Source organism: Janthinobacterium sp. GW458P (assembly GCF_002127585.1).
Classification (GTDB): domain Bacteria; phylum Pseudomonadota; class Gammaproteobacteria; order Burkholderiales; family Burkholderiaceae_D; genus Janthinobacterium.
In genome coordinates this window covers 55,071-66,551 of sequence record NZ_NEGZ01000028.1, presented here as the reverse complement: position 1 = coordinate 66,551, position 11,481 = coordinate 55,071, and the positions used below count along the sequence as shown (strand labels likewise).

Here is an 11,481-nt window from a genome sequence, read left to right as displayed (position 1 = left end):
GCCAGCCGCGGCGCCAGCCGCGGCGCCGGCTGACAGCCTGCACTGCCCCAGCTGCAAGGCACCGGTCGCGTCCGACGACGTGTTCTGCGGCGAATGCGCGCATAAACTCAAATAAGGCTGACCATGGCGCAATTCTGTAAACAGTGCGGCACCGCCCACGCGCCCGACGCGCGCTTTTGCGATGAGTGCGGCAAGGCCGTGAACGTGGCGCCTGCGCCCGCACCTGTACCGGCATCTGCACCGGCCGCGGCGCCGGCGTTGTCCGGCGTGAAGCGGCGCCACGTCATCATCGCCGGCGGCGTGCTGGCGGCGGTCATCGTGGCCGGCGGCGCCCTGGCGTGGCTGCTGGCGCCCGAGGCGGCCTCGGCCGGAAGTTTCAGCCGCGCCATCGACGCCCATCTGGCGGCCGACGAGGCGGCGCGCGACAAGTTGCTGTGCCTCACCAACTTGCCGTACCAGAAGGAGGAGATTCGCGTGGCCTCGTACGACAGCTCGACCCGGCAATGGCTCGATATCCTCGTGCGTGGCGGACTGTACGCCGCCCCTGTCGAGCAAAGCAGCGGTGGTTGGGTTGCGCAATCGCAATTTGTCTACGCGCTGGCCGCGCCGGGCAAGGCGGCCTTGCGCGGCGACAAGCTATGCGTGGCCAAGGGCGTGAAAGTGGCCAAGGTCAGCGGCTACGATCAGGTGCGCGACCTGGGCGTACAGCAGGTGGCGATGGCCAAGGCCACGCTGACGCTGACCGATGAGGCGGCGTGGTTCGCCAAATCGCCGGACCGCGCATTGATCCTGCAACGCTTGCCGGACGGCGACCTGGAAGTACGGCTGCCGATGGCGCTGGTCGACAAGCGCTGGCAAGTCATCGATGAAGCGCAGATGAGCCAGGCGGCCATGACCGGTGTGCTGGGCAAAGCGCCGGCCGTGCAGGGCGCGGGCATGCTGGACAAACTGAAAAGCGTGTTCAGCTTTGGCGGCCACCCGCTGGTGGGCAAATGGAAGGGTTCGAAGGGCGACATCCTGGAATTTACAAGCGACAGCATTATCGAGAACGGCAACGCAAGCAAGGCCACGTTTGCCACCGAAGACAATGTCGTGACGATCGTCTCGGAAGAGGGGGGCGGCATGGCCATGCAGATCAGCCTGAGCAACAGCAACAACACGGCCACGCTCACCGTCGGCGGCATGCCGCTCGCGGTGCTGCAGCGCGTGCGCGATTAAGCATCCGGCAGGCGGCGCAGCTTGCCGCCTGGCATCATTCCAGAAGCCCGGCCATGCCGGGCTTTTTTACGCCCGCCCGCGGGCAGGCAGCGGCGCGTCCGTCAATTTATCTTGACATCAAGATAGTTCGCGCCCACACTGGACTTTTATCTTAACGTCGAGATAGTTGATGCCTGCCTCCGCTGCCCGCCCCGCCTGGGGCGACATTCTGCTCACGGCGCTGGCGCCCCTGATCTGGGGTTCCACGTATATCGTCACGTCCGAACTGCTGCCGCCCGACCGGCCCTACACGGCGGCCCTGATCCGCGTGCTGCCGGCCGGCCTGCTGTTGCTGCTGCTCATGCGGCGCCTGCCCGCGCGGCGCGACTGGGGCCGCGTGCTGATCCTGTCCGCGCTCAATATCGGCGTGTTCCAGGCTCTGCTGTTCGTGGCCGCCTATCGCTTGCCTGGGGGCCTGGCGGCCGTGGTGGGCGCCATCCAGCCGCTCCTGGTGATGGGCCTGGCATGGGGCGTGGACGGGCGCCGCCCGGCACGCGTGGCCTTGCTGGCCAGCGTACTGGGCGTGGCCGGCATGGGCGTTCTATTGCTGTCGCCGCGCACGGTGTGGGAACCCGTTGGCATTGCCGCCGCGCTGGGCGGCACGGCCTGCATGGCGGCCGGCACCTACCTGACGCGGCGCTGGAAGCCGGACTTGCCCGTGCTGGCGCTGACGGGCTGGCAATTGCTGCTGGGCGGCCTGATGCTGGCGCCCGTCGCCTGGCTGGCCGACGCCCCGCTGCCGGCGTTATCCATGCAGCAAGTGCTGGCCTACGCCTACCTGTGCCTGGCCGGCGCCCTGCTTGCATATGCGCTGTGGTTCCGCGGCATCGCCCGGCTGTCGCCCGTGGCCGTCTCCTCGCTGGGACTGCTCAGTCCCCTGATGGCCGTCGTGCTGGGCTGGGCCTTGCTGGGCCAGGCCATGACGGGCTGGTCGATGCTGGGCCTGCTGCTGGTGCTGGCCAGCGTGCTGGCCGTGCAGTGGGCCAGCGCCCGTCCCGCAACAACGTCCTGATTTCCGCGCATTTTCCCTCGGCAGGCCGATCGCATCTGCCTGCCTGCTTCCCTCTGGACGCGCCCTTTTTGCTGCACTGCACATACAGTTTTGCTTGCACTGATATGTGGCATTGAGGCACTATTCGTTGCGCGCAAACGTTTGCGCGCAACGAATTTCCACAAAAGCATGCAGTAAACGTGCTTGACCAACCACTCTGGAGACGCTCATGACATCCCGTATTCGCCTGAAAATGATTGCCGCCGCTGTCCTCGTGTGTGCCTTGCCCGCCGTGCCGGCGATGGCGCAGACGCCAGCAAAGCCGAAGGTCGCACTGGTGATGAAGTCGCTCGCCAACGAATTTTTCCTGACCATGGAAAATGGCGCCAAGGCGCATCAGAAGGCCAATGCCGCCAAGTACGACCTGCTGTCGAACGGCATCAAGGATGAAACGGATACGGCCAGCCAGATCAAGCTGGTCGAGCAAATGATCGTCTCGCGCGTCAACGCGCTGGTGATCGCCCCGGCCGACTCGAAAGCGCTGGTGCCGGTGCTGAAGAAAGCCATCGACGCGGGCATCATCGTCGTCAATATCGACAACAAGCTCGACGATGGCGCGTTGAAAGAGAAGGGCATCACCGTGCCCTTCGTCGGACCGGACAACCGCAAGGGCGCCAAGGTCGTCGGCGACTTCCTGGCCAAGCAGATCAAGAAGGGCGACCCCGTCGGCATCATCGAGGGCGTGTCGACCACCTACAACGCGCAGCAGCGCACCCTGGGCTTCCAGGACGCCATGAGCGCGGCCGGTGCGAAAGTGGTCAGCGTACAGTCGGGCCAGTGGGAAATCGCCCCTGCCAATACGGTGGCGGCCGCCATGCTGAACGCCAACCCGAATATCAAGGCTTTGCTGTGCGGTAACGACAACATGGCTATCGGCGCCGTGTCCGCCATCAAGGCGGCCGGCAAGACGGGCAAAGTGCTCGTCGTCGGCTACGACAACATCAACGCCATCAAGCCGATGCTGGCCGACGGCCGCGTGCTGGCTACCGCCGACCAGTTCGGTTCGCAGCAAGCCGTGTTCGGCATCGACACCGTGCTGAAAGCGTTGGCGCAGAAGAAGAAACAGGCCGATCTCGGTGGCGTCATCGAAACCAAGGTCGAACTGGTCGCCAAGGGCGCCAAGTCCTGATCGTCTGATCCCGCCGGGGCCAGCGTCCGCGTCTCTGCCTGAGGCTGCGGCGCCGGCCCCGCCGTCTTTTTCCGCGGAGTTTTATCATGCCCACCGACATCCCCCCGGCGCCCTCAGCCGCCATTCCTCTATTGACCCTGGACAACATCGGCAAGTCCTACGTCGGCCCCGTGCTGGGCGGCGTGGGCCTGCGCTTTGCCCCTGGCCAGGTGCTGGCGCTGACGGGAGAGAACGGTGCCGGTAAAAGCACCCTGTCGAAGATCATCTGCGGCCTGGAGCAAGCCACCACGGGCACGATGCTGCTCGATGGTAAGCCCTACCAGCCTGCTTCGCGCGGCGCCGCCGAGGCGCTGGGCATCCGCATGGTGATGCAGGAATTGAATCTGATTCCCACGCTGTCGATCGCGGAAAACCTGTACCTGAAAAACCTGCCGCAGCGTTTCGGCTTCATCGACCGCACCCGCCTCGAGCGCGACGCGCGCGAACAGATGGAAAAAGTGGGCCTGGGCGGCCTGGACCCGTGGACTTTAGTCGGCGAACTGGGCATCGGCCACCAGCAAATGATCGAAATCGCGCGCAACCTGATCGGCGCCTGCCGCCTGCTGGTGTTGGATGAGCCGACGGCCATGCTGACGCACCGCGAAGTGGAACTGCTGTTCCTGCAGATCGAGCGCCTGAAGGCCGACGGCGTGTGCATCATCTATATTTCCCACCGCCTGGAAGAGCTCAAGCGCGTGGCCGACCGTATCGCCGTGCTGCGCGACGGCCAGCTCGTCTGCGACGACGACATCGCCGGCCATTCCGCCGCCGACCTGGTCAGCCTGATGGTGGGCCGCTCGGCCGACGATGCCGTCGACCTGAGCGGGCGCACCCTGGGCGCGCCGCTGCTGCGCGTGCGGGGACTGGCGCGCGGCAAGGTCGTCAACCCGACTTCGTTCGACTTGCGCGCCGGCGAAATCCTCGGCATCGCCGGCCTGATCGGCTCGGGCCGCACGGAATTGCTGCGTTTGATCTTCGGCGCCGACCGCGCCGACGCCGGCGACGTGTTCCTCGGCGCCAGCGCAACGCCCGCCGCCTTGCACTCGCCGCAGGCGGCAGTGCAGGCGGGCATTGCCATGATCACGGAAGACCGCAAGGGCCAAGGCTTGTTGTTGCGCCAGTCCATCGCCGTCAACACGACCCTCGCTTCGCTCGACACGGTCAGTGGCGCCGGCTGGCTCAACGACGCGGCCGAAGCGACGGTGGCCGACGACTATATTCAGCGCCTGGGCATCCGCTCGCGCAACAGCGCGCAAACGGTGGCCGAGCTGTCCGGCGGCAACCAGCAAAAGGTGGTGATCGCCCGCTGGCTGTACCGCGACTGCCCCGTGATGCTGTTCGACGAGCCCACGCGCGGCATCGATATCGGCGCCAAGTTTGATATTTATCAGGTGCTGGCCGAGCAGGCGCGCCAGGGCAAGGGCCTCGTCATTGTTTCCAGCGACTTGCGCGAACTGATGCTGATCTGCGACCGCATCGCCGTCATGAGCGCCGGCAGCATCGTCGACACCTTCGAACGGGGCGCCTGGAGCCAGGACGCGCTGCTGTCGGCCGCCTTCTCCGGCTATTTGACCCCCAACTCCACTCCAGCTGCGGCCTGATCCGCCGGAAAGATTCCCATGACCTCCAACTCCTCTCCTTCGTATCTGCAGCGCAGCCTGGCCGACCTGAAAAACTATGCGGGCCTGATCGGCGCCTTGCTGGCCATGTGCGTGCTGTTTTCGTTTGCCAGCGAAAACTTTTTTACTTTGGCTACCCTCAGCACCCTGTCGAACAACATCCCGACTTTGGTCGTGATGGCCGTCGGCATGACGTTTGTGCTGATCATCGGCGGCATCGATTTGTCCGTCGGTTCCGTGATGGCGCTGGCCGCTTCCGTGCTGTCGCTGGCCGTCGTGCACTGGGGCTGGCCCGTGTGGAGCGCGGCCCTGCTGGGCATGTTCGTCGCCGCCCTGTGCGGCGCGACCACGGGCCTCATTTCCGTCGGCTGGCGCATTCCCTCCTTCATCGTGTCCTTGGGCGTGCTGGAAATGGCGCGCGGCCTGGCGTATCAAGTGACGAACTCGCGCACGGAATACATCGGCAGCGCCGTCGACGGCATCAGCTCGCCCATTGCGTTTGGCCTGTCGCCCGCCTTCATCGCCTCGATCGCCATCGTTGTCATCGGCCACCTGGTGCTCACGCGCACGGTGCTGGGACGCCACTGGATCGGCATCGGCACGAATGAAGAAGCCGTGCGTTTGTCCGGCATCAATACGAAACCGTCGAAAGTGCTGGTGTTTGCCCTGATGGGCTTTCTGGCCGGCGTGGGCGCGCTGTTCCAGGTGTCGCGCCTGGAAGCGGCCGACCCGAACGGCGGCGTGGGCATGGAATTGCAGGTGATCGCCGCCGTCGTGATCGGCGGCACAAGCCTGATGGGCGGACGCGGTTCCGTCATCAGCACGTTTATCGGCGTGTTGATCATTTCCGTGCTGGAAGCGGGCCTGGCGCAGGTGGGCGTGTCCGAACCCGTGAAACGCATCGTCACGGGCCTGGTGATCGTCGCCGCCGTCGTGCTCGACACTTACCGCCGCCGCGGCGAGCGTTCATAATACTGGCCCATGGCAACCATCAAGCAAGTGGCGCAGGCGGCGGGGGTATCGTTTACCACCGTGTCGCACGTCCTCAACAATACCCGCCCCGTCAGCGATGAGGCGCGCCGCGCCGTGCTGGCGGCGGCGGAGCAACTGCATTACGTGCCCAGCGCGCTGGCACGTTCCTTGCGCAGCCGCAGCACGGGCACCATCGGCCTGATCATTCCGAATAATACGAACCCGTATTTCTCGGAAGTGGCGCGCGGCATCGAGGACAGCTGCTACGCGGCCGGCTACAGCGTGATTTTGTGCAATTCCGATGACGACCCCGTCAAGCAGCGCGATTACCTGAACGTGCTGCTGACCAAGCGCTGCGACGGCCTGATTCTGTCCGCGCTGGCCGACAGCGATGGCGAACTGCTGCGCAAGATGAAGGTGCCGGCCGTGCTGCTCGACCGCGCGCCCAGCGACCTGGCCATCGATGCGGTGGCCGTCGACAACCGCGCAGGCGGCGCCCTGGCCGCGCGCCATCTGCTGGGACTGGGACGCCGGCGCCTCGCCTGCATCGCCGGTCCCAGCGAAGTGAGCATTTCCAACGAGCGCATCGCCGGCGCGCGCAGCGCCATGGCGGACGCGGGCGTGGCCCTGGCCGACACCCTGTGCCGTCATGCCGATTTCACGAGCGCGGGCGGCTATGCGGCCGCGCTGGACTTGCTGGCGCTGCCGCAAGGCCAGCGCCCCGACGCCTTGTTCTGCTGCAATGACTTGATGGCGTTTGGCGCCCTGCGCGCCGCCGCCGAGCGGGGCATTGCCGTGCCCGCGGACCTGGCCGTCGTCGGCTTTGACGATATCGACCTGGCCAGCTTCGTGCATCCCGCCCTGAGTAGCGTGGCGCAGAACACGCGCGAGCTGGGCCGCATCACGGCCGCCTGCCTGCTGGCGCGCATCGCCGACCCCGCCTTGCCGCGCCAGCAGCGCAGCATCGCGCCCGAATTGCACGTGCGCGGCTCCAGCGTGGCCGCCGCGCCTGTACCTTTTACTTCTCCTGCAACTGAACTGATGGGAATGACATCATGATCGTGGTTATCGGCAGCATCAATATGGACCTGGTCTTGCGCGTGCCGCGCATGCCCCTCCCCGGCGAAACCCTGACGGGCGGCGCGTTTCGTACCATTCCTGGCGGCAAGGGCGCCAACCAGGCCGTGGCCTGCGCGCGCCTGAGCGGCAAAGTGGCGGGCGCCCAGCAAGTGGCCATGGTCGGCTGCGTGGGCGACGACGCGTTCGGCGCGACCCTGCGCGCGGCCCTCGTGGGCGACGGCATCATCGACAGCCATATCAGCACCTTGCCGGGCGTGGCGTCCGGCATCGCTTCCATCCTCGTCGACGACAACGGCCAGAACAGCATCGTGATCGCCGGCGGCGCCAACGATCTGTTGAGCCCCGCGCACATTGACGCGGCGAAAGAGCTGATCGAACAGGCCGACATCGTCGTGCTGCAGCTGGAAACGCCGATGGCCACCGTCGTGCACGCCATTCAACTGGCCCGCTCGCTGGGCAAGACCGTGGTGCTGAACCCGGCCCCGGCCGCCAGCCTGCCGCAAGGCGTGCTGGAACTGGTCGACTATCTGATTCCCAACGAAATCGAGGCGGCCATGCTGGCCGGCGTCAGCCCGGAAGGCGCCGATGCCAAGGCGCTGGCGGCCGCGCTGCAAAAGCTGGGCAGCGACAACGTCATCATCACCTTGGGTTCCAAGGGCGTGCATGCGGCCCTGTATGGCGGCGATTACACGTTTCCGGCCGAAGCGGTGCAAGCGGTCGACACGACGGCCGCCGGTGACACCTTCATCGGCGGTTTTGTAGCGGGCCTGGCTTCCGGCATGGACGAGGCCGAATCCATCCAGCAAGGCCAGCGCGCGGCCGCATGGAGCGTCACCAAGCCCGGCGCGCAAACCTCGATTCCCCACTTGCACGAGCTGTTCTAACGACACCACGCCCATGAAAAAATCACCGCTGCTCAATATTGCGCTGTCGCAACTGATCGCCTCGCTCGGCCATGGCGACATGCTCGTCATCGGCGATGCGGGCTTGCCGTCGCAGCCGGGCGTGCCCCTGATCGACCTGGCCCTGACGCGCGGCATACCCGGCTTCATCGATACCGTCAACACGGTATTGAGCGAAATGCAGGTGGAATACCATTTGCTCGCCAGCGAATTGCCGCAGCACAATCCGGCCATGGCGGCGCAGGTGGCGGCGCTGGCCTTGCCCGATGCGCGCCAGGTGACGCATGAAGAATTCAAGCAATTGAGCAAGGGCGCGCGCGCCATCGTGCGCACGGGTGAGTGCAGTCCGTATGCCAACATCATTTTGGTGGCCGGCGTCGTGTTCTAGCGCAAACAACTGCCAGATTGTTTACCAAAAACCGCAACGTTATTGTCCTCAATGAAATAATTATTCATCGGCAAAAGGTGCGGCTGGAATAGTCGCTACAATAACCTGACCCCTGCCAGCTCGGCAGGCTTCGATGGTTTCCTGCCATGCCGATGGAAGCAGCCCGCGCTTTCCGACTTCCCTGGCCGCCGCGCGCCGGCTGGCGGGTGTTCGGCTGGCTGTGCCTTTTCGTCTTGCTGCTCCATGCCGCGCCCGCGCCAGCGCTGGAGCGCGTCGTCCTGCAACTGAGCTTTACCCATCAGTTCCAGTTTGCCGGCTATTACGCGGCCATCGAGCAGGGCTATTACCGCGAGGCGGGCCTGGACGTCCAGCTGCGCGAGGGCGGCGACGGCAAGCGCAGCGAGGCGGCCGTGCTGGCGGGCCAGGCCGAGTATGGCGTGGGCAACAGCAGCCTCTTGCTGAGCCGCCTGGCCGGCAAGCCCCTGGTGGTGCTGGCCGTCGTGTTCCAGCATTCGCCCAGCGTGCTGCTGATGCGCCAGCATGGCGGCGCGCCGGACGTGCACCGGCTGGCGGGCGCTGCCGTGATGCTCGGTTCGCCTGCGGATGTGCCGGCCGCTTCCGATGAAGTCTCGCTCTTCCTGCGGAAAATGGGCGTCGACGGGGCCAGCCTGCGGCGCTTGCCGCCCAGCCACCGGATCGACGATTTGATCAATGGCACGGTCGAGGCGATTGCCGCCTATTCCACCAACGAGCCGGACTACCTGGACCGGGCCGGTTTTTCCTATTACCAGTTCACGCCGCGCACGGCCGGCATCGATTTCTACGGCGACAACTTGTTTACCAGCGAGCATGAATTGCGCCGCCATCCCGAGCGCGTGAAAGCGTTCCGCGCGGCCAGCCTGCGCGGCTGGCAATATGCGATGGCCCACCGCGAGGAAATGGCGCAGTTGATCCGCGTCAAATACAGCCAGCGCCACGACAGCGCCCATCTGCTGTACGAGGCGCAGCAGATGGAGTTGCTGCTGCAGCCCGTGCTGGTGGAGCTTGGCTACATGAATCCCCAGCGCTGGCAGCATATCGCCGATACCTATGCCGCCATGGGCGTGCTGCCGCGCAAGGCCACGGACAGCAGCGCCTACCAGGGTTTCCTGTATCGCCCCGTGCAGGGCAGCGACCTGGGCTGGCTGTACCTGTCGCTGGGCGTGGCCGGCAGCCTGCTGGCCGTGTCGGCCGCCTTCCACTTCAGCAACCTGGCGCGCGAGCGCCGCCGCACGGAAGAAACCATCCGCCAGGGAGAATTGCGCTTTCGCACCATGTTCGAGGAAGCGCCCATGGGCATCGCCCTGATCGATACCCTGAGCGGGCAGTTTATCGACATCAATCCGCGCTATCTGGCCATCGCCGGGCGCAGCCTGGAGCATATGAAACGGTCGAGCTGGATGGAGATCAGCCATCCCGACGACGTGGCGGGCGAACAGGAGCAGGKGGCGCAGCTGCTGGCGCGGCGCCTGCGCGGCTTTCGCCATGCCAAGCGCATCGTGCGTCCCGACGGCGCCATCGTCTGGGTCGACGCCTCGGTGACGGCCATCGACACGATGCGCCATGGCGGCCCGCACCACCTGTGCATGCTGGAAGACGTGACGGACAAGCGCCAGTCGGAAGCGCTGATCTGGCAGCAAGCCAATTTTGATACCCTGACGCAATTGCCGAACCGCCGCATGTTCCACGAGCGCCTGCGCCTGGCGCTGGCCCAGGGCCGGCGCGATGCGAGCCGCGTGGCCATCCTGTTCATCGACCTCGACCATTTCAAGGAAGTCAACGACACCCTGGGCCACCACCAGGGCGACATCCTGCTGATCGAGGCGGCGCGGCGCATCCGCGTGGGCGTGCGCGAGACGGACACGGTGGCGCGCCTGGGCGGCGACGAATTCACGGTGATCCTGTCCGATCTTGATGACCTGCAGCAAGTGGACCGCATCGCGCGGCAAATCCTCGACGGCTTGCTGGCGCCCTTCGTGCTGGGGCAGGAGCAGGCGTTCATCTCGGCCTCGATCGGCATCACCCTGTATCCCGATGACGCGGCCACCATCGAGGATTTGCTCAAGCATGCGGACCAGGCCATGTATGTGTCGAAAGGGGCGGGACGCAACCGCTACAGTTACTTCACGCCCGCGCTGCAGGTGGCTGCCGTCAACCGCATGCGCCTGGGCGCGGACTTGCGCACGGCCCTGCGCGAGCAGCAGCTGCAGCTGCTCTACCAGCCCATCGTCGAATTGCGGGGCGGCCGCATCGTCAAGGCGGAAGCCTTGCTGCGCTGGAACCATCCGCAGCGCGGCCTCGTGGCGCCGCCCGATTTTCTTGCCCTGGCCGAAAGCAGCGGCCTGATCGCGGACATCGGCGACTGGGTGCAGCAGGTGGCGGCCGCGCAGCTGCTGCGCTGGCGCGCGGCCGGCCACGCCATCGGGCCGGACTTGCAGCTGTGCATCAATATGTCGCCGCTGGAGCTGCAGCGCGAGGCGGACGCGCCCGGCACGTGGCTGCGCCAGCTGGCGGCCCTCGGTGTGCCGGCCTCGGCCGTTGTGCTGGACATGCGCGAGGATGTGCTGCTCGGCAGCGGCATGGCGCAGCGCCTGCAGCACCTGCGCGCGGCGGGCATGCAGATCGCCCTCGACGATTTCGGCAGCGGCCATGCCTCGCTGACGCAGTTGCAGCAATGCGCCGTCGATTACCTGAAGATCGACTGCGCCCTGATCCGCAAGCTGGCGCCTGACGCCATCGAGCTGGCCCTGTGCGAGGCCATCATCGGCGTGGCGCACAAGCTGGGCTTGCGGGTCATCGCCGAAGGGGTGGAGACGGAAGCGCAGCGCGTGTTGCTGCTGGGCATAGACTGCGATTACGCCCAAGGCCGGCTGTTCGCGCCGCCGCTGGCCATCGAGGCGTTCGACGCGCTGCTGCGCGCACGCCAGCTCTTGCCCCCTTGAAACGGGCGCGCCGCGCCACCAGATTTTACGCAAGCCTGCGGGACAGGGCTCCCGGCCTGAACG

Annotated in this window: 10 protein-coding genes; all 10 read left to right on the top strand. The window is 66.0% G+C overall.

Annotated elements, in window-relative coordinates; all coding sequences use genetic code 11:
• Positions 1–37 precede the first annotated feature (37 nt).
• Complete coding sequence (locus CBW50_RS28965) at positions 38–115, top strand: zinc ribbon domain-containing protein (protein WP_253251954.1); 78 nt, start codon at positions 38–40, stop codon at positions 113–115.
• Between the two features lie 8 nt (positions 116–123).
• The gene (locus CBW50_RS16665; RefSeq protein ID WP_086146596.1) at positions 124–1,218 is read left to right on the top strand and encodes a zinc ribbon domain-containing protein; all 1,095 of its coding nucleotides are present in this window, start codon (positions 124–126) and stop codon (positions 1,216–1,218) included.
• Between the two features lie 169 nt (positions 1,219–1,387).
• Positions 1,388–2,269, top strand: coding sequence for an EamA family transporter (locus CBW50_RS16660; protein ID WP_086146595.1), 882 nt, complete (start codon positions 1,388–1,390; stop codon positions 2,267–2,269).
• Between the two features lie 232 nt (positions 2,270–2,501).
• Positions 2,502–3,437 carry a sugar ABC transporter substrate-binding protein gene (locus CBW50_RS16655; protein WP_086146594.1) on the top strand — a complete coding sequence of 312 codons (936 nt, stop codon included), beginning with the start codon at positions 2,502–2,504 and terminating at the stop codon, positions 3,435–3,437.
• 86 nt (positions 3,438–3,523) lie between these two features.
• Positions 3,524–5,077 carry a sugar ABC transporter ATP-binding protein gene (locus CBW50_RS16650; protein ID WP_086146593.1) on the top strand — a complete coding sequence of 518 codons (1,554 nt, stop codon included), beginning with the start codon at positions 3,524–3,526 and terminating at the stop codon, positions 5,075–5,077.
• Positions 5,078–5,095: 18 nt separating this feature from the next.
• Entirely contained in the window at positions 5,096–6,067 is a 972-nt protein-coding gene (locus tag CBW50_RS16645; RefSeq protein ID WP_086146592.1) for an ABC transporter permease, read from the top strand.
• 9 nt (positions 6,068–6,076) lie between these two features.
• The gene (locus CBW50_RS16640; protein ID WP_086146591.1) at positions 6,077–7,126 is read left to right on the top strand and encodes a LacI family DNA-binding transcriptional regulator; all 1,050 of its coding nucleotides are present in this window, start codon (positions 6,077–6,079) and stop codon (positions 7,124–7,126) included.
• Positions 7,123–8,031: a ribokinase gene (rbsK, locus tag CBW50_RS16635; protein WP_086146590.1), complete on the top strand. Its 909-nt coding sequence runs from the start codon at positions 7,123–7,125 to the stop codon at positions 8,029–8,031. The genes CBW50_RS16640 and rbsK overlap by 4 nt, the downstream gene beginning before the upstream one ends.
• A gap of 13 nt (positions 8,032–8,044) precedes the next feature.
• Entirely contained in the window at positions 8,045–8,437 is a 393-nt protein-coding gene (gene rbsD / locus CBW50_RS16630) for a D-ribose pyranase (protein ID WP_035823039.1), read from the top strand.
• A 146-nt stretch (positions 8,438–8,583) separates the two neighbouring features.
• A complete protein-coding gene (locus tag CBW50_RS16625) occupies positions 8,584–11,418 on the top strand; it encodes an EAL domain-containing protein (protein WP_253251952.1) in 2,835 nt (944 codons plus the stop codon).
• Positions 11,419–11,481: the final 63 nt, after the last annotated feature.

Bases quoted from the DNA above. Each gene is read 5' to 3' on its own strand.
- rbsD (WP_035823039.1), top strand. From the start codon at position 8,045: ATGAAAAAATCACCGCTGCTCAATATTGCGCTGTCGCAACTGATCGCC.
- CBW50_RS16665 (WP_086146596.1), top strand. From the start codon at position 124: ATGGCGCAATTCTGTAAACAGTGCGGCACCGCCCACGCGCCCGACGCG.
- CBW50_RS16640 (WP_086146591.1), top strand. From the start codon at position 6,077: ATGGCAACCATCAAGCAAGTGGCGCAGGCGGCGGGGGTATCGTTTACC.
- rbsK (WP_086146590.1), top strand. From the start codon at position 7,123: ATGATCGTGGTTATCGGCAGCATCAATATGGACCTGGTCTTGCGCGTG.
- CBW50_RS16645 (WP_086146592.1), top strand. From the start codon at position 5,096: ATGACCTCCAACTCCTCTCCTTCGTATCTGCAGCGCAGCCTGGCCGAC.
- CBW50_RS16655 (WP_086146594.1), top strand. From the start codon at position 2,502: ATGATTGCCGCCGCTGTCCTCGTGTGTGCCTTGCCCGCCGTGCCGGCG.
- CBW50_RS16650 (WP_086146593.1), top strand. From the start codon at position 3,524: ATGCCCACCGACATCCCCCCGGCGCCCTCAGCCGCCATTCCTCTATTG.
- CBW50_RS16660 (WP_086146595.1), top strand. From the start codon at position 1,388: ATGCCTGCCTCCGCTGCCCGCCCCGCCTGGGGCGACATTCTGCTCACG.